21 protein-coding genes are annotated in these 22,658 nt (G+C 41.2%); 12 read left to right on the forward strand and 9 right to left on the reverse strand.

What is annotated here, in order from left to right:
* Window positions 1-440 precede the first annotated feature (440 nt).
* A complete protein-coding gene (locus tag HWQ43_RS06185) occupies window positions 441-593 on the forward strand; it encodes a hypothetical protein (RefSeq protein ID WP_292731305.1) in 153 nt (50 codons plus the stop codon).
* A 67-nt stretch (window positions 594-660) separates the two neighbouring features.
* Here the strand turns inward: HWQ43_RS06185 and HWQ43_RS06190 are convergent, their stop codons facing one another.
* Both HWQ43_RS06190 and HWQ43_RS06195 read right to left on the reverse strand, forming a co-directional pair.
* A complete protein-coding gene (locus HWQ43_RS06190; protein WP_292731307.1) occupies window positions 661-1,059 on the reverse strand; it encodes a TIGR02588 family protein in 399 nt (132 codons plus the stop codon).
* Complete coding sequence (locus tag HWQ43_RS06195; RefSeq protein ID WP_292731308.1) at window positions 1,056-1,943, reverse strand: TIGR02587 family membrane protein; 888 nt, start codon at window positions 1,941-1,943, stop codon at window positions 1,056-1,058. Before HWQ43_RS06195 ends, HWQ43_RS06190 begins: the two co-directional genes overlap by 4 nt.
* A gap of 304 nt (window positions 1,944-2,247) precedes the next feature.
* Between HWQ43_RS06195 and HWQ43_RS06200 the strand changes: the two genes are divergently transcribed.
* Together HWQ43_RS06200 and HWQ43_RS06205 are read left to right on the forward strand one after the other, a co-directional pair.
* Window positions 2,248-2,430 carry a CsbD family protein gene (locus HWQ43_RS06200; protein ID WP_292731310.1) on the forward strand — a complete coding sequence of 61 codons (183 nt, stop codon included), beginning with the start codon at window positions 2,248-2,250 and terminating at the stop codon, window positions 2,428-2,430.
* Window positions 2,431-2,686: 256 nt separating this feature from the next.
* Window positions 2,687-3,238, forward strand: coding sequence for a Uma2 family endonuclease (locus HWQ43_RS06205; protein ID WP_292731311.1), 552 nt, complete (start codon window positions 2,687-2,689; stop codon window positions 3,236-3,238).
* A 191-nt stretch (window positions 3,239-3,429) separates the two neighbouring features.
* On the opposite strand, the gene HWQ43_RS33725 is transcribed toward HWQ43_RS06205, so the two are convergent.
* The gene (locus HWQ43_RS33725) at window positions 3,430-3,744 is read right to left on the reverse strand and encodes a transposase (protein ID WP_366932791.1); all 315 of its coding nucleotides are present in this window, start codon (window positions 3,742-3,744) and stop codon (window positions 3,430-3,432) included.
* 58 nt (window positions 3,745-3,802) lie between these two features.
* On the opposite strand from HWQ43_RS33725, the gene HWQ43_RS06210 reads away from it, so the two are divergent.
* On the forward strand, window positions 3,803-4,222 hold the full coding sequence (locus HWQ43_RS06210) for a hypothetical protein (protein ID WP_292731313.1): 420 nt from the start codon (window positions 3,803-3,805) through the stop codon (window positions 4,220-4,222).
* A 28-nt stretch (window positions 4,223-4,250) separates the two neighbouring features.
* Here the strand turns inward: HWQ43_RS06210 and HWQ43_RS06215 are convergent, their stop codons facing one another.
* On the reverse strand, window positions 4,251-4,931 hold the full coding sequence (locus HWQ43_RS06215) for a Uma2 family endonuclease (protein ID WP_292731315.1): 681 nt from the start codon (window positions 4,929-4,931) through the stop codon (window positions 4,251-4,253).
* Between the two features lie 83 nt (window positions 4,932-5,014).
* Here HWQ43_RS06215 and HWQ43_RS06220 point away from each other — a divergent pair, with 83 nt between their 5' ends.
* The 3 genes from HWQ43_RS06220 to HWQ43_RS06230 all read left to right on the forward strand — a co-directional run bounded on the left by HWQ43_RS06220 (window position 5,015) and on the right by HWQ43_RS06230 (window position 8,119).
* On the forward strand, window positions 5,015-5,263 hold the full coding sequence (locus HWQ43_RS06220; RefSeq protein WP_292731316.1) for a hypothetical protein: 249 nt from the start codon (window positions 5,015-5,017) through the stop codon (window positions 5,261-5,263).
* Window positions 5,264-5,346: 83 nt separating this feature from the next.
* Window positions 5,347-5,538, forward strand: coding sequence for a PIN domain-containing protein (locus HWQ43_RS06225; protein ID WP_292731318.1), 192 nt, complete (start codon window positions 5,347-5,349; stop codon window positions 5,536-5,538).
* A gap of 172 nt (window positions 5,539-5,710) precedes the next feature.
* Window positions 5,711-8,119: a tetratricopeptide repeat protein gene (locus HWQ43_RS06230; protein WP_292731320.1), complete on the forward strand. Its 2,409-nt coding sequence runs from the start codon at window positions 5,711-5,713 to the stop codon at window positions 8,117-8,119.
* A gap of 60 nt (window positions 8,120-8,179) precedes the next feature.
* On the opposite strand, the gene HWQ43_RS06235 is transcribed toward HWQ43_RS06230, so the two are convergent.
* Window positions 8,180-9,727 carry a hypothetical protein gene (locus tag HWQ43_RS06235; protein WP_292731322.1) on the reverse strand — a complete coding sequence of 516 codons (1,548 nt, stop codon included), beginning with the start codon at window positions 9,725-9,727 and terminating at the stop codon, window positions 8,180-8,182.
* Window positions 9,728-9,941: 214 nt separating this feature from the next.
* On the opposite strand from HWQ43_RS06235, the gene HWQ43_RS06240 reads away from it, so the two are divergent.
* Window positions 9,942-10,652, forward strand: coding sequence for a Uma2 family endonuclease (locus HWQ43_RS06240; RefSeq protein WP_292731324.1), 711 nt, complete (start codon window positions 9,942-9,944; stop codon window positions 10,650-10,652).
* A gap of 216 nt (window positions 10,653-10,868) precedes the next feature.
* Here the strand turns inward: HWQ43_RS06240 and HWQ43_RS06245 are convergent, their stop codons facing one another.
* Both HWQ43_RS06245 and HWQ43_RS06250 read right to left on the reverse strand, forming a co-directional pair.
* Entirely contained in the window at window positions 10,869-12,860 is a 1,992-nt protein-coding gene (locus HWQ43_RS06245) for an ATP-binding protein (RefSeq protein WP_292731326.1), read from the reverse strand.
* The gene (locus tag HWQ43_RS06250) at window positions 12,857-14,128 is read right to left on the reverse strand and encodes a DUF4255 domain-containing protein (RefSeq protein ID WP_292731328.1); all 1,272 of its coding nucleotides are present in this window, start codon (window positions 14,126-14,128) and stop codon (window positions 12,857-12,859) included. Before HWQ43_RS06250 ends, HWQ43_RS06245 begins: the two co-directional genes overlap by 4 nt.
* A 346-nt stretch (window positions 14,129-14,474) precedes the next feature.
* On the opposite strand from HWQ43_RS06250, the gene HWQ43_RS06255 reads away from it, so the two are divergent.
* Window positions 14,475-16,367 (forward strand): protein kinase, encoded by a 1,893-nt coding sequence (locus tag HWQ43_RS06255; RefSeq protein ID WP_292731330.1) that lies wholly within the window; start codon window positions 14,475-14,477, stop codon window positions 16,365-16,367.
* A 156-nt stretch (window positions 16,368-16,523) separates the two neighbouring features.
* Here the strand turns inward: HWQ43_RS06255 and HWQ43_RS06260 are convergent, their stop codons facing one another.
* Window positions 16,524-18,122 (reverse strand): peptide ligase PGM1-related protein, encoded by a 1,599-nt coding sequence (locus HWQ43_RS06260; RefSeq protein WP_292731332.1) that lies wholly within the window; start codon window positions 18,120-18,122, stop codon window positions 16,524-16,526.
* Window positions 18,123-18,674: 552 nt separating this feature from the next.
* Here HWQ43_RS06260 and HWQ43_RS06265 point away from each other — a divergent pair.
* Both HWQ43_RS06265 and HWQ43_RS06270 read left to right on the forward strand, forming a co-directional pair.
* On the forward strand, window positions 18,675-19,547 hold the full coding sequence (locus HWQ43_RS06265; RefSeq protein WP_292731334.1) for an SDR family oxidoreductase: 873 nt from the start codon (window positions 18,675-18,677) through the stop codon (window positions 19,545-19,547).
* Window positions 19,548-19,750: 203 nt separating this feature from the next.
* Window positions 19,751-20,008, forward strand: coding sequence for a hypothetical protein (locus HWQ43_RS06270; RefSeq protein ID WP_292731336.1), 258 nt, complete (start codon window positions 19,751-19,753; stop codon window positions 20,006-20,008).
* A gap of 81 nt (window positions 20,009-20,089) precedes the next feature.
* On the opposite strand, the gene mgtE is transcribed toward HWQ43_RS06270, so the two are convergent.
* Window positions 20,090-21,490: a magnesium transporter gene (gene mgtE, locus HWQ43_RS06275; RefSeq protein ID WP_292731338.1), complete on the reverse strand. Its 1,401-nt coding sequence runs from the start codon at window positions 21,488-21,490 to the stop codon at window positions 20,090-20,092.
* A gap of 790 nt (window positions 21,491-22,280) precedes the next feature.
* On the opposite strand from mgtE, the gene HWQ43_RS06280 reads away from it, so the two are divergent.
* Window positions 22,281-22,658, forward strand: a 378-nt coding sequence (locus HWQ43_RS06280; RefSeq protein ID WP_292731340.1) for a PA14 domain-containing protein, incomplete at its 3' end; no start/stop codon positions are given.

The following is a 22,658-nucleotide window of genomic DNA, read 5'->3' on the forward strand; positions in this document are numbered from 1 at the left end:
TTTTCATTACGGCCATTATCAGCCTGTCTTCTCCACCATCAATTAGGTTATTCCAGACTGGCGGAGATATTGTTATTGCCTCCACAAGCACAAATCCGGTCGTCATTACTAGTACCCAGCAATAAGTTGTTGTTAGGAGTACCAACAATAATAGATGTAAAATATTTCTTGATAGTTTTATATGTCAAATGTAGTTAACATTCGTAATACTGGCATAATACAAATATCAAAATTATAAATTTCTGATGAAATCTACCTCAAAACAGTTAATTCTATTTTATATCTCTGGTGGAATAAAAATGCGATTATTTATTTTTTGAAATTATTTAATTTCTTCAAGGTTATCAAAAATGGGGGCGCTATCGTGTTGAAAATATAGGCAAGCAATAAAATATAGGACTCATACAGCAGATTTCAACTTCTCTAGGAACGCGAACAGTATGTCGGAGATAGAGGCTACATCAACGTCAGGTAAAGAAATATCTCACCCACGCGATCGCGCACACCCAAACTCAACTCTTAGCGCACTGATTAGGCAGGCAATGCCCGACGTGTTCGCTTCCCACGATGAAAGCAAGGGTGGTGAGGGTTGAGTTCGGGTATACTTCCAACAAATAGATTATGCAATATTGTGGGGTATTTTTTTTATTTGTCAGTCCCCTATGGCAATTTATAGCTACCAACACGTAGATTTAACTGACCTTGGCGCGGGTTATGGCTGAATATAAATGCGCCTTCTTCGCTTTCCCCACTAGATAAAAAGTCGATCTGTTGCTCTCCTGTTTCTGTAACTTTGCCGTTAATCAGTAACTCAGCCATAATCTGAACTGACTCAGCTGTATCTCCTCCACTATTCACAACTTCAAAAGGAACATAAAACTGGCCATTAATTTCTCGAATTGTTTGTTTTTTAGTAACAGAAAGGATCGGAGGTTGATTTTTTTCGTTCAGCCAAGTGTAGCCTACTAGACTCACAATGATTGCTAGGATGAATGAGGCGATGCTGAATGTTATCCACTCAGCTCTTGAGCGCTTTGGTTGTTGTTCTGTTTCAGTCATATTGCTAACCTTCCGGCTGCACCACCAATAGTTGCAGGTAAACCCAGTATCAATGTGTGATCTAACCACATTGTCCAAGGGTCGCTAAGAGTTAGTTTTTGAAAGAACCACAGCATGAAAGCGCCTGCTAGCAATGATACTAAGTAGGACATAATGGTTTCGCTTGATGGTCGTTGAAAAATTCCCTTTTGCTCTTTACGTTTTTGCTGGTTAGAAAAACCTGCCTGAAATACAATGCCATAAGAAATCAGCAAAGATGCGGCGATCATTGCCAACTCCCAAGGTGGAGAGGTTGCGGCTGCAAGCATAGGAATTTCATCTGTGGGAGCAATGTTAAATGCAATTATGGTTGCGCCAATTAGGGTTCCACCTACATCAGCAAAGGTAGCGTGTAACTCATCCCCTTTGTTCTTGGTTGTGCTATTTTCCCGATCGCTTGCTTGTCCTTTTCCATTACTGTTTTCAGTATCTCCTAACAACTGATTCGCTAATGCTACACCAAGAGCAAAAGGCACACTTTCAAAGATGATTTTACCTAAAGATTCTTTTAGAGAGGTTTCTGGTGTCAATTCTCGCAATAGTAACAGCACAAAGGTAGAACAAGCTAGTCCGATCGCGATCGCTTCGACGGTATCCATTGCGGCTTGATAAGAGAGCCAGCTATATCTGCGTTTCCGAAAGCCTTCTATCTGATTGAGTAAGTAAACCACAATAAACATTAATGCGATCGCCGTCATTATCAGTTGTGCTTTTGCCAGCGAGCCAATCCACCAAACCTCCATTGTGTACAGTAAAGGTATGCCAAATAAAAAACCTCCACAAGCACCTCGAATGATGTCATTAATCTCATTCTTCCAGACATTTTTTTGACTTTTTGTTGGCACTCCTTTATTTTCCTTTTGTTGAAAATTTGCTTTAACTTATACTAATTTTCTATGAAGGTGCATATAGCAGCCCTAAATTCTTCGTGAAAAGTTAGATCCCCGGCTTTTTGAGAAGCCGGGGATCTGGACACCGCGAATTTATAATATTTTCAGATTTTTGAAGGAGGGTGTTCTGTCGCACCCCGTATCTATCTTAAGATACATAATCTAAAAAATTCTTCTCTCGGTTGATGGAAGTCCAAAATAATACACTATTGTTAGTTTATGTAATAGGTCAATCAACTACAAGCTGGAAATAAAAACCATGAGTGCCGAAAAAAGAGTAGAAGCTACTGCAAAAAATATTGAAGGGAAAATTCAAGAGGTTGTGGGTGAAATAACCGGTAATCCACAAGATAAAGCTGAAGGACAAGCGAAGCAAGCTGAAGCACAAGTTACTCACACTGTAGAAAATATTAAAGACGAACTTAAGAAAGCTTTGGATTAATTTACGTTTTTGGACTAGAAATAAAAATACTAGATTAGCGATGATTCGTTAACCATAGTTTAACATTAATTACTCCACTTACTTTGAGAAAGTGGAGTTTTTGTATTGTTAGTATAATACTTGAAAGGGTAAATTAATAAAAAATTGGTTTTAGATTGGAAGTCTTGGCTACACGGGTACATACGCGCTAGCGGCTTCCTTTAAAATACGTTTAAGATGGAAACATATCAATAATCATTGGGAGGAATCAATCGTCATGACTGTTATTGTTGCTAAGTGGACGATTGACGAATATCACCGCATGATTGATGCTGGCATTTTGAGCGATCGCAAAGTAGAACTACTTAAGGGAGAAATTGTTGAAATGTCGCCGGAAGGGGAACCCCATGCTTATTGTAGTCATGAATCGGCAGAGTATCTAGCGGATTTGTTAGGTAAACGTGCTGCAATCCGACAAGCCAAGCCTATCACCTTACCCAACGACTCGGAACCAGAACCAGATATTGCCATTGTCCAGCGTTTAGGACGCGAGTATCGAGAGCATCATCCCTATCCAGAAAATATTTTCTGGTTGATTGAGTATGCTAACTCCAGTTTAGAAAAAGATTTAGAGAGAAAAAGTCAAATCTATGCAGAAGCAGGTATTTTAGAGTATTGGGTTGTAAATCTCAAAAAGCTTCATTTAGTGGTGTTTCGAGAAATCTTAGATGGAGAGTACGCAACAAAATTGACATTGACTGCGGGAACAATTCAACCTCTGGCATTTCCAGATATTTCTATTGTGGTGGAACAGATTATTAACAGTTAAGGTAATTACAATATCTTTTGATGAAACCATATTCAATTGCTCTTCGCAAAAAAATAATATAGCGATCGCAGGCATAGTTAACCACATCGATACGAGGAATGCCATATTTTTTCTTTAAAGAATAAAAGCTTAACTCAACTGTATTGCACCCTAACGCTCCCCTTATAAAGGGCTACGGTGTACACACAAGTCTAAAATAGTTTACTCACTAATACCAATTTAATGTGAAGCTGCATAGAAAAGAGCTTCGAGAATATAGATATTACCTGCTCAAGTGTAAGTTGATCAAATATTTCTTGGATGCGATGCCTACGGCGGGCTAGGCCTACGCGTAAAGTTTGTAAAGAAGAGAAAAGCTGATTTTTGAGTGGTTTCTTGAGGAGTTGCCAAAGCCTTTCAATGGGATTGAGTTCAGGGGCTGAAGGTGGTTGAAACAGAGGAATAATAAATTCTTGCCAACGAATCGCTGAACTTGTATGAGCAGGAGCTTGGTCAACCTGTAAAATAGCGTAATCTCCACCTAATTATGGTTCTTATAACGACAACTCAACTTATTATTGCTTCTTGGAGCAGCTGTTAGAAGGCGCAGACGATTTAATTCATTTTCTATCCTTAGAGGAAGCTGAGAAATATTATTCTCCGAGGGATGCAGATATATATGACCCAAAGTGCTTGCCATTCGTTTCTTATGAGAATGGCCAGCTAGTCATTGTTGCTTCAGAAACTCAGATTGAGACTTCTCCTGTGCTACAACGAGAAGGCATTAAAGATAAGTTATGGTTTCCAAGTTTGACGAACATGATGTTAGCGATCGCAGAGGCTTTAGAGACAGTAGGGACAATTCTGCCAGAGTTGTCCAGGAACTATGATGATGAAGATTATGATACTGATGATTATGATGATAAAATTCGTAAAAACTGTAAAGTAGTAGGAGAAATAGCTCAAAAGTATGGTTCACCAAGGGGAATAATTCTTACTAATTAAGCATTTGATACTAAACAATAATGACTACTTAATCTTCTGGCAGTTCGCCAAATTGCTGACGATAACGCTCAAGTTGTTTTTGCGCTAATTCAAGCTGTTCTTCTGGAGTTTGATAGCGCTTTCCTTGTTGGTCATACCAATACAAAACCTGACGCTGGATATTACCAGATACGTATTGCCCTCTACCAATTCCTAAACCAATTTCTGGCATCCAAAAGGGTTCACCAATTTGCAATTGATAGCTACCATCTACTAAGCGATAAACTTCAAAAGGTTGGTGGCGATCTCTTTGCCAATACTCTGGATTATAAATAATGTAGTACAGTATCCCTAACTTGGCATAAGTGTCTAATTTTTTGTCGTATTCTCCACCCGGAGTTAAGGAGACAATTTCTAAAGCCAGGATAGGCACTATGTTATTTTCTTCCCAAACAACATAGCTTTTACGGGATTTATCCGCCTTGCGGCGTTCTACACCCAAGCTCAAAAATCCGTCTGGCACAATCGGCACAAGTGGACTAACCCCTGTGGTATGGTAAACGCCCATATCCACGCTGAAAAACCAGTCATTACGGTTTGCCCAAATATATTGCAGCAAGAAGAGAAGCAGGTTGGGAATAAAGTTCTGGTCTTCGTTATCCACAGGAGTATCGTCTGAACAAGGAAGTTCAGCACTGCTAGGCAATTGGCGGGGGTCTGATTTCACCATAAGTTGAAGTGACCTGATGAGTTTTATTCTAGACGATTCGACGCGGACGATATACTTTAGGTAAACGTTCCAAGTTAGTGGCGATGAAGAATTTTGAGATTCAGCTAGATGAAGAATATGCTCAAAAGCTTGCCTATATTCAACAGGAAGCTGACCAAGATACAGTAGAGGCAATTAAGTCTTCGATTGAACTGCGCTATCAACAATTTCAGCAACAAAAAACAGATCCGTTAGCTAAACTCAAGCAAAGTAAATTTATCGGCTGTTTCAAAGGAGAAACTGACTTAGCTGCTAATTCCGAAGCTATTGTGCGTAAGCGAAGCTCGTCGTAGACATCGCTAATGCAAGAAAAGTATGATCATCGCTGATACTGGCTTTTTCGTTGCACTTGGGTAACAATGCTCAATGTAGTTTTTTGAGAGAGGTTGCACAGGAAGCATTTGAGGTGTTTGATTTACGAAGTCACCATGTTGTACGCATAGTTGAACTCATGGAGAAATATGCCGATTTGCCAATGGATATGGCAGATGCTTCTTTGGTTGTTCTCGCAGAACATCTAGGACATGGGCGAATTTTGACCGTTGATCGACGAGACTTTAATACCTAACTGTTGGAATAACAGCAATCGTTTCAATAACTTGCTGCTGAATTTTGAATAAGGTTTGCAAAAGTAGGGAAAAAAGTCGGGTTTACAGAATCTTATCCGAAAACTCTAGCAATATAACTGTAGAGTAATTTATAGTTGTCCCTAAAATCTGAACTACCCTTGTCGTTACACAATGGACGCTGAAGCAGCATTAGCATGGTTAGATGCCATAATTCCCCCGCAGACCGGGGAACGGTTGAGCGATTTGCAAAAAGTGATTCTTGTGCAAGTTTGGTTGGGTAGAAAATACTTGGATATCGCTCATTCTTACGGTTGTACGGAAGGACACGCTAAGGATGCTGGTTCGCAGTTATGGAAGTTGCTTTCTAAAGTATTGCGAGAAAAGATTACCAAAAGTAATTGTCGCGCTACTTTGGAACGGGTTTTGAGAAAAACGACTGCAATATCATCCAGTCTGATTGATTACTCGCGATCGCTCCAACCCACCCCAAAATTAGAGGATACCAATTTTATTGGACGAACAGAAGCGATCACTCACCTGAATACTTTGGTAAATCAAGGATCAAAAGTCATTGTCATCCAAGGTGAGGGAGGTTTAGGCAAAACTACTCTAGCGCAGCAATATCTCCATCAAGAATTTGACTTGGTTTTGGAACTACTGATGGCGAAGGAAACGCAAAATATCACCCCCGCCGAACGAGTTGTAGAGGAATGGCTCAAACAAGATTTTGATCAAGAACCTGGGGTAGAATTTGGTGTTACATTGGGACGACTCAAGCGCCAACTCCACAATCGGCGGATTGGGGTGTTAATTGACAATCTGGAACCTGCATTAGATCAACAAGGTAGGTTGATTGCTTCTCACCGCAACTATGTAGAACTATTGCGGGTGTTGGCTGATGCCAGAGTGCAATCTGTTACTCTAATTACTAGTCGCGATCGCCTTTGTGAACCGGGGCTAAATGTGAATCACTATCGGCTTCCTGGTTTGGATCAAAGCGCATGGCTACAGTTTTTTAGCAACCGAGGATTAGCCATCGACTCGCCAACCTTGCAAATCATGCATCGCACTTATGGTGGTAATGCTAAAGCAATGGGAATTCTCTGCGGTTCGATTCAGGAGGATTTTGGCGGTGATATGGTTCTTTATTGGCAAGAAAATCATGCCGATCCGTTAGCAGCAACAGACTTAAAAAATTTAGCGGTTAGTCAAATTAATCGTCTGCAAGCCCTCGATCCCCAAGCATATCGCTTACTTTGCCGTTTGGGATGTTATCGTTACCAAGATATACCCAGAATTTCATCACAAGGGTTGTTTTGTTTGCTGTGGGATGTCCCACCTACTGAACATCGGCAAATCATCGCCTCCTTGAGAAATCGGTCTTTGGTGGAGTGCGAAAAAGGCGAATATTGGCTGCATCCGGTGATTCGGAAAGAAGCGATCGCACGTTTACGCCCCAGCGATGAATGGGAAACTGCCAATCACAAAGCCGCAGAGTTTTGGACAACTAGTGTTAAACAAATTGAAACCTTTAAAGATGCTTTGCAAGCTCTGGAAGCATATTATCATTATATAGAAATTAATGAGTTTGAGTTAGCAGGTAAGGTAATTTTAAAAAGCAGAAATAATCAATGGCAGCAATTTTTGCCTCTTGGTAGTACGTTGTATCGGATGGGTTTAATTCAACCGATACTGGCGGCAATTAATCAAGTTGTTAACAATCTGGAAAATAACCAAAATCTCAGCGAACTCTATAATATACTGGGCGATCTATATTGGATAACAGGTAAAATTAGTCAAGCGATCGCTTGTCAAGAAAAGACTATTACACTGGCAACCCAATCGCTCAAATCACTTGTAACTCAGCCAGAAAATAAACATACAGTTTACTATCTGAGAATGCTAGAAGTAGATTCTTTATTAAGTATTGGTCTTTACAAAATAGATTTGTGGGAACTAGAGGCAGCCGCAAAGTTATTTCAACAAGTAATTTATCTGGCTCAAAATACCGAACATCATCGCTGGGCAGAGAAAGCTTCAGTCTGTTTAGCTTTGGTATATTCTTATTTAGGTTTGCGTGATGCCTCATTTGCATTAGCAGATGTAGCTTATCAAAATATTACGAACGAAAAACTAGTAGAACAAACTGGAAGATTTGTCTATTTCATGCAAATTTTAGGTCAAACCTACGTCAATTTAGGCGAATTTTCCCAGGCAAATCAGATATTCCAGCAAGCTTTGACTTTTGCTGAAGAAAGTCACTATATGCAGGTAAAAGCAAAAACACTCAATGGTTTAGCAGAAATCCATCGACAACAAACAGATTTTGCATTAGCCTTTGCTAATCATACAGAAGCAATCGAACTTCTTGACAAAATAGGTGCAAAGTGTGACCTAGCTGAAGCTTATTTTCAATTGGGTTTAACTAATCAAAAGATGGCAAAGCCTGATGAAAGCCAAATGAATTTCACTCAGGCGATTCAGCTATTTACTGAAATCAAAGCACCCAAACAAGTTGAAAAAGTTTTAAACTGCGCTACTCAAATCTGTGTCACCAGTCGGAGATTGGAAACGATGTAAAAATATTTGATTTAGTAGACGGCTCTGCAAACAAATCAAAGTAAATAATTAAAAGTTGACTCATGGACTTGGTGCAGTCCATTGAGAAGCGGTTTGATCGTACTTCCCTCGTATGGTTGCAGCGCGAGGACGAGCTGCTGCTAAAGCCGCTAGTTCATCGTCTTCCGAGGTATAGTCTCCAAAATCTACACCTAATAAACCACCATTACCTAAAATCCCGATACTCTTCAAATGATCCTCAATATTATCTAAATCAAGAATGTCAGAGTCATCATTACTTAAAGTTCCCATCCACATAATCCAAATATCTTTTTCTATTTGATCGACTCCAGGTTTAGTAGGGTCATAAGCCAAAATAGAATTACCAAAGGCACTCATCGCAGTTGCTTTTTGTCTCAACTCACTAAAGACACTTGCCATTCCATTAATGCGATCGTTCATAGCATTAGTTGCTGTTAGTATATCTGCTGACGAATATGACGATGCACCACCAGCAATTTGTACCCTGATTTCTGCAATTAATCGCTCAAGAATAACGGTATTTTTATGTAAGTTTGCTAATACTTGATTGGTTTGCAATGCACCACGATACATTGATGCAACGTGTTGCCAAATATTACTTCGCAGCATATCAGGTGAAAGACCACCAGGTTGTAAATCACTGCCTCGCGTTGTGATGGCATCTGATAAAGCAAGAGCTATTGTGGAAGATGCAGCTGCTTGTAAAAATGAAGAACCAGCTGCTGTACCTGCATCCGCTAGAGTGAGAGCAAACCATGCACCTGCGGTAGAAGGAGCAATATAGGCGGCAGCAAGACCTGCTAAAACACCCGTTCCTATTCCTAAAAATATTCCTCTCCAAAGAGTTTGATTTTGTGCTTCTGCTCTTCCTTGACCAATTACTCTTGAGTAATTGCTGTAAGCCATATCGTAATTTATAGAGAAAATTCTTAATTTTGTACTGATTAAATCAGTATTTGCGACAGATAAATCCACATAAATACTACCTAAATTATGACAAGCATCAATTAATCTTGCATTGGCTTCCGTCAGTGGCAGTTTTGTGGAAAGTTCTGTAACTACTGGGTTTTTTGGCGCTCTCTGCAACACATCTCTCTGCAATACCCCACCTTTGTCTTGTACTACATGGGTCAACTCATTATTCCCTAGCGATTTCCTTTGCCCAAAGTAAACATCGAGAGGTTTACTTTGCACTTCTTCCTCTTGAGTCTGTTCTTCTGGTGTCATCTGCGGTTGCATCGCAGTATTAGGCATTGACATGACTCGATTAGCGACCTTATCGGCTTCCTGCTCATACTGGTCTCCTGGTTCTCCAACCGTCAGTTTTGCTTGTGGACGACGCAACGCTATGCAACTAATGTCGTGAACTGGCTTTTTTTTGATAGCTTGTGGTTCTAAGGATTGTTCGCCAGCACACTGAGCTGCTTGCAGGTCGATTGATACCTCAGAGGATGCTTGGATTGGAGCTTTATTTGCAATGTCAAAGCCGCGCACTGGATTCGCCAGCGTTGGAGTTGTTGCTGAGATCAGCGACGGATTTGAAGTGGATGTACCTACTTTCTTAGACCCAAATATGCGATCGCTCATCTCACATCCTCAAGCATATTTTTGAATCAAATTATACAATTTGTTAGGTGGCGATCGCTATCGACTTAAGTATAAATTATTCTTTGCCGGCTGTGGCTCTGTGTGAGCGAGACTTGTAATTCTTAGAAAGCTGGGATGAAAAGCTGGGGCGATCGCTTTTGCAGGTGAATGAATTGGGTTAAGTTAGATTTATCTTGTCAAACGAGAAATTATTATGTCTTCTGCTCAAGATTTAGGAATAATTTTAGAAGACACACCAGAAGATGTTATATTTCCTCCTGGTGATTTATACAGTGATGAACCACCTTTGGAAACAGAACTTCACTTGCGGCAAATACTGCTGTTGATTCAGTGTTTGGAATGGTTGTGGCAGGAGCATCAAGATTTCTACGCTTGCGGTAACATGACGATTTATTACAGTCCGCGTCAGCGTAAGTCTGAGCAATTTAGAGGCCCCGACTTCTTTGTAGTTTTAAATACCCAACGCAAAATACGCAAAAGCTGGGTAGTTTGGGAAGAAGATGGCAAATACCCAAATGTGATTGTAGAGATTCTTTCTGACAAAACCGCTGCTACTGATAGAGGGTTGAAAAAGGAAATCTATCAAGATATTTGGCGGACTCCTGATTATTTTTGGTTTGATCCAGTAAGTTTAGAATTTAAAGGATTTCACTTATTAGATGGTCGTTATCAAGAACTGCAAGCAAATGAAGCTGGTTTGTTATGGAGTCAGCAATTGCAGTTATATTTGGGAGTTTATCAATCGAAGTTGCGCTTTTTCACTCCCGATGGACAACTGACACCCACGCCAGAAGAAGTAGCACACCAAGAACAGCAACAGCGTCAACAAGCCGAGCAACAACTTGCCCAAATGGAGTCCATGCTTGCTCGCTATCGGGAAAGATTTGGTGAATTACCAGAGTAATTTTGTTTGCTATATTAGTTGGCGTAAATACAGCCTGTCCTAGAAATCGTTCACAAATTTTACAACCTATCAAGCTATAGGAATCCGGTTTGATTCCTGAATTTACTTGCGTGGGCAGGGAACAGGAAAGAAGGCATAGATCCGCCGTACTGAGTCTTGTTCAAAAATCAAATAGGAGTCCTATACAAGCATTTGCTATTAAGGCATCATGTAAAATCACATCCATCCCCCAACTTCTGCATCAGTCAAGGGTTTCTCCAACTTACTATATTCTGTTTGAGCCGCCCGTAATACGTGTTTCATCTGCACTGCTTCCCCGGCATCGGCAGCCAGGAAAGCTGCATTTAAAGCAATGTTACGGATATTACCCCCAGCGACATTGAGCCGTGCTAGTTGCAGAGCATCTAAATCTGCGGTTGGGGTTTCGGCTGGAAAGACACGCCGCCAAATTTCGGCTCGTTGGGTTGTATCGGGGAAGGGGAACTGCACTACAAAGCGAATCCGCCGCAGAAATGCTGTATCAATTGCACTCTTCAAGTTCGTAGTCAAGACTGCTAGACCTGGGTAGCTTTCCATACGTTGCAATAGATAGCTAACTTCTATATTGGCATAGCGATCGCGCGCATCTTTAACTTCACTCCGTTTGCCAAATAAAGCATCAGCTTCATCAAATAACAAAATCACTCCACCTTGTTCTGCGGCATCAAATACCCGGCGCAAATTCTTCTCTGTCTCACCAATATATTTGCTGACTACCGATGATAGGTCAATCCGATAGAGGTCGAGGCGCAATTTATGAGCCAGTACTTCTGCTCCCAAAGTTTTCCCAGTGCCGCTACTACCTGCAAATAGAGCGCTGATTCCCAATCCCCTAGCACTTTTGCCCCCAAAACCCCAATTATTATATACAGTACTACGTTGCCGTACATGAGCCGCGATTTCCCGGAGAACTTGTTTCTGTGCCTCTGGCAATACTAAGTCATCCCAATCACCAGATGGCTCAATCCGTTGGGCGAGTTCATCTAAGCGCGGACGTGCTTGCACGCGGCAGGCATCCCATAAAATGCTAGTGATATCGGTTTCTGGTGTTTGTGCCAACTGTCCTGCGGCTTCTGCACAAGCAGCACGAATGGTTGCGGCATTGAGGTTAAACTGATCCACTAGGGTTTTGACTTGCCCATTCATTTGCGATGCACTCGCACCTAGTGCATCTTGCCAAACTACACCTTGTTCTTTGCTAGTTGGTTGATGTACGTCAAAATTAACTACTAGGCGTTGTGATAAGCCGATCCGTTCGCGACTCGTGACTATTAAAAAGCCCTTTATGCGTTCGATGAAACGAGCGATCGCATTCAGCCGTGCTGTATCATTAGTATCCAGTTCGTTGCAGTCTATAAGTAAGGCACTCTTACTTAAAATCGTCTCGCGAGTCCACAGGCGGATGAGATTATCCAACTCGCCAGGTGCTAAAGGAATGACTTGTGCAGGCATTACCCACAAGCTTAAACCCTGAAGTTGACAAATTGTGGCGGCAATGTCACGTTTACTGGCAGTTTCACCACTAGATAACTGGACGATAGGCAAGCTATTAACCTTGTAAGCTTGTGACCAAACTGCTGCGATTCGCTCTGCTAAATCTTGATGCGAGGGTACTAAATCGCTAACCTCTTGTAATGGCTCAATAATACCAGCTAGCCGTTCGTCAAGATATTGAATACCCGTGAGATAATGTAAAATTCGCTCGTCAATTCTCAAGGGACTAAGAGTCAGGGAATGACCATCACCAATTTGAATTAACCGCCAATAACGTAAGGGAGCATTTGGAGCGATCGCATCCCAATGGACGTTAGGTAAAGCTGCTAAAGCTAAACCCAAAGTTGGGTAAGCTCGTTGTGAATCGTCGTGAACTATAGCACACAATTTGGCAAAATATCCATTTAATTCCATACCCGCACACAACAGCAACAAATCACGTTCAAAGGATGAGAGGTTAAACATTTTGCAGACTCTCTCCAATGCCGATGGTGCAGGCATCGCAGCAGCGGCTTCCTGTAATGCCTGTTGTAAATGCTCTTGGTTGCTCTCTTCAGGTTGATTTTGCTCTTTTGCCGTGTGATTTTCTAAAATACCACGCACCACGGCTAGGGCTGCTGATAGGTAATGGTAGTTTGCCTCATCCCAATTGTGATTAATTGTCGTAGCATTCATAAAATTGTCACCTGTGGCGAATCATATTCCCCAAACTGATTCTTTTGCAGTGGACTTTCGGCGCCATCTACCCGCGCCCGGACAATATAAGTTCCTGGCTTGACATTTTTGACTGGAATCGTGATTGCATCTGTGTCTTGAGTCGGTGGTGTAACCAAGAAAGAATAACCTACTGGACTATCACCTGATACCTCATTGAGTAGCAAAACTACCCGCTGTGCCTTACCTACTTTGGGCTGGAATTTAACGGTAATTTCTGCTGCACGTAAATTGTCGCCGCTATTTTCCACTTGAGCGACAAATGCTGTAATTCTTGGATGTAAGACAAAAGCCGCAACGTTCGATTCAACTAGATGATTCGTTTGCCCTGCATTGCCCATTGTTAGATGTACAACTTGGACACCCTGTACCCTTGCGTATAAATCTGGTGGGACTAACAAGCTGATTTGCGTTTCTTTTACTTCTTGAGGTACTAGTAATGTCTCCGTATTGCCGAAACGAACTCGTGTGATTTCACCGCGTAACCGTTTACCACGAATTACTAATGTTGTACCTGTAACAATCATTTGTTCAGTCTTGGCCGGAGCTATAACTTGCTCTATATTCGGTTGAGACAAGGGCATCATAGAAAAATTTTCAGACTTGTCATTGGCACTTTCAATCAATACCATTGACGCCAAATAGGTAGCTGAAGGTCGATAGTGTGTTTGTAAAGCAGACCATAACTTAGAAGTTTCTTCCATATTAAAAAACTCTGGAGTCAATTTGATCTGCCCAATTTGTTCAGCTAAATCAGATACAGACACACTTGCTACAGCTTGCGAAAAAGCACTTGAAGTATTGGTTGTAGATGCATTTATCAAAGTATTTTCAATAATATCAGATGTGATCGCTGGTGTTTTGTGTAATAAATGCATTGCATAGCCGAGTAAAAGCTCTGCCTGAAAATCCTTGGCTCCGTAGGCTGTTAGTAAGTAGTGGAGGTCAAGAGCCAGCGGCGGAGTCCGAGAGCGCGAGTTTCCATTAATAGGTGAGTGCCTGCTGCGAAATTCTTGAGATACCCAATCGACATTCCGATTCTGCGTCACTTGATAGAGAAAGAGATTGATTTGAGCGCGCTCGTCAGCTTCAACTGAAATTCGATCGGGCGGTAGGGCAGTTACAATCACATCACCAACACTAGCAGCGATCGGATCGCTGACTAAGCCATTTTCCAGCAAGACTTTTAGTACTGCTGTCACTGCGGCTATAGAGAGCACATTACTCATCCTCATTCCTCATGGCAATAGCACATATTAATCATGTACGCCATAGCACATTGACAGAATATATTTTGCAAAACTTTAAATATTCTGTGACGCGGATTGCCGTCGAATTTGCGTTAACTTAACATTAGAAACAAATTTCAACTGCCATAAGTCTTAATTTTAAACATTTCATCAAATTTCTAGTATTACTTTTATGTTAAGCTGAGTATAATTAGAGAATTGCTTAGTAGCATATATTGCTAATAATTATTTAAGTTACTAAGCAACCACTTATATTTATTTGTAATACTAGTACTATCTCGGACTAAAGTTAACATTTTAAAGTAACTAGGATGGGTTCCCCCAGATGAAATCCCCACCTTCTTCAAATTCTTGGAATGGTCGCTTTGTAGGTGATAACCAGCGATACCGTTTAGACAGACGGTTAGGCGGGGGTGGCATGGGAGAAGTCTTCCTAGCAACAGATACCCGTGTTGGTCAGCAGGTAGCGTTGAAGTTGCTCAAAGATACGCTAGTGGCATCGCTCGAAATGAGAAAGCGTTTTGAGCGGGAGGTGGCAGTTTGTGCTGCTTTGCAAAGCGACCACATTGTTAAGATTAGTGATTGTGGTGTAACCCCGGAAGGTTTTCCATTTTATGTAATGGAATATTTACGGGGGCAAACTCTCAGGCAATTACTGCTGCGCGAAAAGCGGCTGTCTGTTGAGCGGACGGTGAAGATTATGGCGCAAGTTTGTAAAGGTCTACAGCTTGCCCATCAAGGAGTTACTCTCCAACGAGATAGTGGCAAAACCACTGAACATATTCAGGTAGTTCACCGCGACCTGAAGCCAGATAATATATTTTTGATCCCGACAGATTTGGGAGAGTGGGTGAAGGTTTTGGATTTTGGTGTTGCCAAAATTCGTAGTGAATCTTCAGAAAATTCCAATATTACAAATATAACTAGTACATTTATCGGTACATTTCGTTACGCACCTCCTGAACAAATCCAAAGCGATCAAAACCTGGATGCTAGAGGTGATATTTACAGCTTAGGGATTATCCTTTATGAAATGCTGAGTGCCGCCGACCCATTTGGAATCAGCATTAAGGGTAGTCATGTTAGTGAGGCTTCTTGGGTATTAGCTCATGCTTATGAGCCACCAAAACCACTGCGATCGCAACCAGGGTGCGAGAATTTACCCGTACAATTAGAAGCCGTGGTGATGAAATGCCTCCACAAAAACCCAGCCAACCGATTTGCAACGGTAGAAGAACTAAATCAGGCTTTGCAAGCTGCTGCCAAATTTGCCACAGAATCTAGTGTACCCGGACAAATTACTGGGCGATCGCAACCTTCTTCCAATCAAAGTTCAAATCACGAAACTATTCCCAAACAATCGAACGACGACACGATTCTGCGTCCTCCATCTTCATCCAATCAAGGCTCAAATCACGAAACTGTTCCCAGACAATCAAACGACGACACGATTCTGCGTCCTCCATCTCCATACAATCAAGGCTCAAATCACGAAACTGTTCCGAGACAATCGAACGACGATACTGTTATTCACCCTCCATCTCCATCCAATCAAGGCTCAAATCACGAAACTGTTCCGAGACAATCAAACGACGATACTGTTATTCGCCCTCCATCTGGTTTCAACCAAGGTTCAAATCACGAAACCGTTCCCAGACCATTTAACCCGATCGATCAAAATCAACAGAGTCCTGTGAATAATCCCAACGCCAGCAAACCTGATGTGACGTTATATCAACCAAGACCAGGATCTAATCAAGGTGGGCAACAAGTACCACCAGATAAGACGTTGTTTCAACCACGACCAGGATCTAATCAAGGTGGACAACAAGTACCACCAGATAAGACATTGTTTCAACCGCGACCAGCAGCTAATCAAAATAGACCACCAGTGTCACCAGATAAGACGTTGTTTCAGCCGCGACCAGGATCTAATCAAGGCGGGCAACAAGTGCCACCAGATGTGACGTTATATCAGCCACGACGTGCGTCTAATCAAAGCAGACCACAAGCACGAACGGATGACACTATTTACCAACCAAGGCTAAGTGAGCAGCTAACTACGAGAATTACTCCCAATTTCTTGCGAATTGTAGGGGTGGTGTTGGCTATTGGGGTGACTTTAGCAGTAGTAACCTATATATATACTCAATTCCAATCTGGTAAACAGCCAAGCAATCAGCAAAATTTACCTAATAGCGATCGCATTCAGAACTAATCACCTAAAGGGACTTTTCCGATTTTTGCACAGATGCGGTAATCATAATTTTATAGCGGTTCTCAATCAATACGGTTCGGTTAAGGTTCTTTGATGAAAATTCTAGACACCAAAGACGCGATTTATCGCGTCTTTTGCCTTAACCGAAGTGTGCCCCTATAATTCATCCCAAACCACGGGAAAGGAATAATCTGAAAACGCCGAGAAATCACGGTTGTCGCTACGGGTTTCTTCATCCAGAACTTTGACAACTCTGTTATAAATGTCTTGTGCTTGTTGTGGAGAATCACCGATGCTGGTTAATCCCACCTTGCCAAACTGCGAAAGGCAACCCATAAGATGAAACACTGTGCCCGTTTCTGTGCCACTGTCAAAGTGCAGTCTGTGGTAAGCGATGATATCCATTAAATCATTGGGTAATAATCCCTGATAGCGCTCTTTTTGGAGATTATCAGTGGCAACGTAGTATTTTGGACGACCTTGTTGACTATAAAATAAACCCGTGGAAAGGTCATAGCGACCGTTTGTTAATAATTTCAGGGTCATGAATGGATGAGTTGTACCACCTTTACGTAGGTTAATTTCGATCGCCTGAATATCCCACTCTCCGTTACCCTTGTCAACAGCGATAAAATCTACCCCAAACCGCTCTAAAGTACCTTTGTCTGCTAGCTTTCTGCCAACTTGAAGTCCCAATTGCTGTAATTGCAATCGATATCTTTCATCAGCAGGAAAGCTACAACCAAGATAAATCTGACCGTCTGGTCCTCCAAGAATTTGGTCGTGAGTTGAAAGGATTTCCACTTCGCCTTGGGGTGTGATCCGTCCTTGGACGCTGGGCGATCGCTTAATTTCCCCTTCCACAAATGCTTCCGTAATTGCCCCTAATTCCGGGATTCTTCCCGAAAAATTATCCCACGTCTCAAGTTTTGCTTGAAAGCGCATCGTTGCCAAGCGATCGCTAATTGCAGCTACCCTTTCGGCATGAGTACCAATGTTTGGTGCTAAATTCTCAATCGGTCTGAGATCCAACAATGCATTCCCCTCGCCAGAAATGCCCTCGTTGAGTTTTACTACTACCCGTTTTAATGTTGGTTGGCGTTCCCACAAATCAACGGTAGCTTCTGCCAAATCTGTGGGGTTCCAAATTTTTTCGCTGCCATCTGGATGCGGTACTCCGCTTTCCTTGAAAATTTGCCGACTGCCACTTTTTGTTCCCCAAATCTGTAAATCTGGTGCAGCAGCATACAGTGGTACACCTAATTGTAAAGACAATTCGCCTTCCCAGTGCGAAGAGTTATAGCAGATCATAAATGATTTGTCTAGCCTCAAAGATTGCTGAATCCGCTCTAGCAACCGGGGGCGTTCTAAAATCTTTTGGCTCAGAGGCTTAAGGGAGGAATCGTAAGTAGAAAGTAACAGCAAGCGATTGCGAGCATGAGAAAAAGGAATACCCGGCAAGAGCTGCAAATAATAATCAATGATACTTGGATGCAGCGGTACTGATGTTACATAAATCAGCCGAGTTTGGGGATTCCGCAACCGAATTAAGGAAAATAGTAATCTTTCTTCATAATGTTCGCAGCCTTCAATCTTTTGGAGTTCGCGCTGGTCGAGACTCAAGGAGGGAATAATTAAAATATCCGCTTCGCTATTGTCAAATAGTTCGCTCGTTTTCCAGCGATCGCGCAGGGTTAATTGTAAGTGGCGAAACTTTTCAACCTGTTCTAACTCGGAAATATTTAATGTTGCCATAGCCCCTGCCCTCTAATGATCTCAATGTAGCGCACCAAGCACCCTTTTGGACGATGTATAGTCACCGTGTCAAGATTCAGGTAGTTTTGTAAAAATTTTCTGGAAGTCAGCAAGGATCAATCAAACTATAGCAACCTGCAAATCGCCGACTTCTTTAATTCTCTTCCCTCTTAAGGTTGACCTAATTGCTGCTTACTTTACCTCTAGGGGGCGATAAAGTACAGCAATATAATAGTTAACTTGAAAGCAGATGAAAAAGATAAATTCTTCATCACATTAGAGTTGTGTACTTATTTTCATGGTCAGGCGTAAGGATAAATAATGTAAGTTGCGTAGAGTTTCTGGAATAAGTAAGTTTGGCAGACATCGAGGATATAAATGCCTAAAATTGCAAATGGCTAGTGAGAGTCAAAGCAAAAAATAAACCTTGGGTTGAATTTCCGATCCAAGGTTTAGTTATGAAATAGGGAATAGGAGAAAGATGGAGTATAACTAGTGCCCAATTCCCCTTTTCCAACACCCATTCAATATTCAATTACCAAGGTAAAACAGATGGCTAAATCAAAAGAGAAAAAAGAGCAAAAATTACAACCGCCACAGCAACAAGAAACACCAGGTGTTGAATCAGAAATGACACCAAAACCCAAAGCAGATGATGCTCAGTATCGGGGTAGTGGTAAGTTACAAGATAAAGTAGCATTGATTACAGGTGCAGATAGTGGGATTGGTCGTGCTGTTGCGATCGCATTTGCAAAAGAAGGTGCAGATGTGGCTATTCTTTACCTTAACGAACACGATGATGCCAAAGAAACAAAACATTTGGTAGAAAAACAAGGGCGTCGTGCAGTAACTATTGCAGGTGATATTGGCAATGAAAGTTTTTGTCAGCAAGCCATACAACAAACAGTTGGTGAGTTTGGAAAACTCGATATTCTGATCAACAACGCCGCCGAACAACATCCGAAAGAAAGTATTGAAGAAATCACCGAAGAACAACTAGAGCGAACTTTCCGCACTAATATCTTCTCGATGTTTTTCATGACTAAGGCTGCACTCAAGCATCTACAAGCAGGCAGTGCTATCATCAATACCACATCGGTAACAGCTTATAAAGGTAATGCACAACTACTAGATTATTCCTCTACAAAAGGTGCGATCGTTGCTTTTACTCGTTCATTATCAAAAAATTTGGTATCAAAAGGAATTCGGGTTAATGCTGTCGCGCCAGGCCCAATTTGGACACCTTTAATTCCCTCAACTTTTCCCGAAGAGAAAGTTGAAACTTTTGGTAAACAAGTACCAATGGAACGAGCCGGACAACCAGAAGAAGTTGCTCCTAGCTACGTATATTTAGCTTCTGATGATGCTTCTTATGTCTCTGGACAAGTGTTACATGTCAATGGAGGAGATGTTGTAAACGGGTAATTAAAATAGTTATGAGTTATGAGTGAGGAGTTAGGAATTAAGAGTTATAAACGATATATTTTAAACTTACAAATTTTAATTTTTAACTCCTAATTCTAAACTTATAACTCTACCCTCATGGTCATCCATTGGAGGGATGATTTCATGTCCAAATATTGATAATCTGGCTAACAGCGTACATTTAAAGAATAATAACAAGGTTTATGGCATCTCTTACACCACTGCATGGCACAGAATTAGTAGATTGTGCTAGAGCAAATGCCAAGCAAGGGATTGAAACCGCTGCTTATCAATGTGGCTATGGTCAAGACCTCAATAAATTTGCCCAAGAACTCAGACAAGCTTGTGAAGAAATGAATTTACAAGTGAAGGAACTCAGCGGATTGATTACTGAGCAGGACTTGATACTTCAATTAGGTACTGGCGAAATTGTTGCTCCAGATACGGAATCAGAATTATAAAAGTTAAGTTAGTCATTTGTCCTTTGTCATTTGTAGTGTGTTATTCACTAATGACTAATGACTAATGACTAATGACTTTTTTCATAACTTTAAAATTACCCGCGCCAAATTGAAATAAATCAAAACACCTACAACATCAACTGCTGTGGTAATAAATGGTGCTGACATTAATGCCGGATCTAAACGAAGATAGCGAAATAGAAATGGCAATGCTGAACCGGAGATTGAAGCCAAAATAGAGATAGCTACCAAACTAGTGCCTACAGCGATCGCTACTTCTAATCGTCCTTGCAGAAAATAAGCCCAGACAGTAGCGATCGTACCTAACATTCCTCCCAATAGTGCCCCAGCGATCGCTTCCCGGCCGATTACCTGCAATGCACCAAGCGATCGGATTTCATCGGTATTCATCCCGCGAATCACCACTGTGGAAGATTGAGCGCCTACATTACCCCCAGTACCAGTCAACAAGGGGATAAAGGCTGTTAGTGCCACCACTTTTGCTAAAAGATCCTCTTGCGACTTAATAATCGTGCCTGTGACGGTATTGGTTACAAGTAAGACCAATAACCAGACAACCCGCTTCCGAGCGATTTCCAGCAAATTCATTTGAAAATAATTGTCGCCCCCCGACTGCACACCACCACCCAAAGCATAGATATCCTCGGTGGTTTCTTGTTGCAGAATATCAATCACATCATCCACCGTAACAATACCTACTAGAAGCTGTTCTCGATCTACTACAGGCACAGCCAAAAAATCATATCTTTGGATTAATCTTGCAACTTCTTCCTGGTCTGTATCAGTGTAGACAAACACCACATCACGGGTCATAATTTCGCCAATAATTTGCTCAGGCTGAGACGTTACTAATTCCCGCAACGATACAATCCCCGTTAAGCGCCTTGCCGCATCCATGACATAAAGATAATAAATCATCTCACTGGCATTAGCTAAGTTGCGAATTCGCTCTAGAGCTTGAGATACTGTAAAGTTTTCTTTCAGCGAGATTAACTCTAGCGTCATAATTCGTCCAGCTGTATCAGCTTCATAACCCAATAGTTGGGCTGTAGCTTGACGTTCTGCTGGACTCAGTTGTTCTAGCAGGTGATTGACGACTTTTGCCGGTAATTCATCAAATAACCTAGCTCGGTCATCCGGCGACATTTGATCGACAATATCGCGGACTTCCTGGCTTTTAAGTTCTTCAATTAACCGTTCTTGAACACTGTAGTCGAGATATTCATAAACTTCTATAGCTTCATCCTTAGAAAGCAAGCGAAAAGCCAAAGCGTGCATCGCTTCTGGCAAACCCTCAATCGCCTCGGCGATATCCGCAGGCTGCACGGGTACGAGAATAGCTTTTGCTCCCTGCAAGTCTCCTGCTTCTAGGAGCATTTGCAGCTGAGTCCGCACTAAATCTCGCAATTCCCTGCGTGAGAGATTCTGGATGGTAGAGTTTAAATTGTTTGTCTCAGTCAAAGTCCACTTTCCTCAGCCAGTTTGAACAAGGTTGCTGCCCCTAGTCTAGGGGAAAGTGGGATGTGCAAGGTCAAACTGATTATTTTTTAATTCCAGTAAATTGTGTTCTCTAGCTTAAATGCATGACTGGTGAGGCTTTTGCAAAGTTTTTTTTCCACTGATTTTAGGTTATTACTATATTTCTGCTGGTTCTGGTAACAAAGAGATAAAGTAATAGTCAAATGAAATATAGATAAATATTAGTTTTTTAAATCTTTAAATATTAAAATTTTTCTTTATCAAATTTTTATATAGTTAATAAATCTGTAGATAAAATACATTAAATTATCCGGTACTTTGGCAATTTTTACTTAAACATTATCAAAACTTTTATATTCCTTTAAAAAAGAATATGCCAATGTGAATATTTAAACAAAGTTCCATAAACAAGATAGACATAACACCGCTATCTATTGTCAAATATGTAGAAGTAAAAGAATACTTAAGTAATCTATGTAAAGTTATTACATTTGACTAATTACGCATGTATTTGCTTTCTTGAGCATTGCTTGCCTTACTGAATATGCATCTGCACATCAGTGAAATTTAGAAGGTTTCAAAAACTCAGTAATTTTTTGAAAGCAAACAAAGACTAATATGTTCTTCAAGTAATTATTCATAATTAGTAATTAATAAAGATATATTTATAAGCCAATCAATGATTAGCTGATCAATATATTTATATCAAGCTTTATGATGCATTCTTGGTTGAAATACTCATCAATGCAAAACTAATCCTGCAACATTAATTATGGCATCAAATCAAAACTTATCAACATCTGTAAGCCCAGTAATTACGACTAAATCATCTCTAGAAAGCATTGACCAAGGGCAAACCAGCATTTCTGCTCGCTCTAGCCTACTCTCTCAAGGAGATGGACTAAAAGCAGAGTATTACGACAACATTGACTTCACCAACCTGAAGGTAACTCGCACAGATTCGACGGTGAACTTTAACTGGGGTGCTGGTTCCCCCAATGCGTCGATTGATGCAGATAGCTTCTCAGCGCGGTGGACAGGTCAGGTAGAAGCCAAGTACAGCGAAACTTACAAGTTCTACACCACTGCTGATGATGGTGTGCGACTGTGGGTGAATGGTCAACAAATCATCAATCAGTTTATCGATCAA

This window comes from Nostoc sp. JL31 (assembly GCF_017114965.1).
Classification (GTDB): Bacteria; Cyanobacteriota; Cyanobacteriia; order Cyanobacteriales; family Nostocaceae; genus Nostoc; species Nostoc punctiforme_A.

Coding starts and splice junctions, on each gene's coding strand:
- HWQ43_RS06185 (WP_292731305.1), top strand. CDS start 441: ATGTCGGAGATAGAGGCTACATCAACGTCAGGTAAAGAAATATCTCAC.
- HWQ43_RS06190 (WP_292731307.1), bottom strand. CDS start 1,059: ATGACTGAAACAGAACAACAACCAAAGCGCTCAAGAGCTGAGTGGATA.
- HWQ43_RS06200 (WP_292731310.1), top strand. CDS start 2,248: ATGAGTGCCGAAAAAAGAGTAGAAGCTACTGCAAAAAATATTGAAGGG.
- HWQ43_RS06205 (WP_292731311.1), top strand. CDS start 2,687: ATGACTGTTATTGTTGCTAAGTGGACGATTGACGAATATCACCGCATG.
- HWQ43_RS06215 (WP_292731315.1), bottom strand. CDS start 4,931: ATGGTGAAATCAGACCCCCGCCAATTGCCTAGCAGTGCTGAACTTCCT.
- HWQ43_RS06220 (WP_292731316.1), top strand. CDS start 5,015: ATGAAGAATTTTGAGATTCAGCTAGATGAAGAATATGCTCAAAAGCTT.
- HWQ43_RS06230 (WP_292731320.1), top strand. CDS start 5,711: ATGGACGCTGAAGCAGCATTAGCATGGTTAGATGCCATAATTCCCCCG.
- HWQ43_RS06235 (WP_292731322.1), bottom strand. CDS start 9,727: ATGAGCGATCGCATATTTGGGTCTAAGAAAGTAGGTACATCCACTTCA.
- HWQ43_RS06240 (WP_292731324.1), top strand. CDS start 9,942: ATGTCTTCTGCTCAAGATTTAGGAATAATTTTAGAAGACACACCAGAA.
- HWQ43_RS06245 (WP_292731326.1), bottom strand. CDS start 12,860: ATGAATGCTACGACAATTAATCACAATTGGGATGAGGCAAACTACCAT.
- HWQ43_RS06250 (WP_292731328.1), bottom strand. CDS start 14,128: ATGAGTAATGTGCTCTCTATAGCCGCAGTGACAGCAGTACTAAAAGTC.
- HWQ43_RS06255 (WP_292731330.1), top strand. CDS start 14,475: ATGAAATCCCCACCTTCTTCAAATTCTTGGAATGGTCGCTTTGTAGGT.
- HWQ43_RS06260 (WP_292731332.1), bottom strand. CDS start 18,122: ATGGCAACATTAAATATTTCCGAGTTAGAACAGGTTGAAAAGTTTCGC.
- HWQ43_RS06265 (WP_292731334.1), top strand. CDS start 18,675: ATGGCTAAATCAAAAGAGAAAAAAGAGCAAAAATTACAACCGCCACAG.
- HWQ43_RS06270 (WP_292731336.1), top strand. CDS start 19,751: ATGGCATCTCTTACACCACTGCATGGCACAGAATTAGTAGATTGTGCT.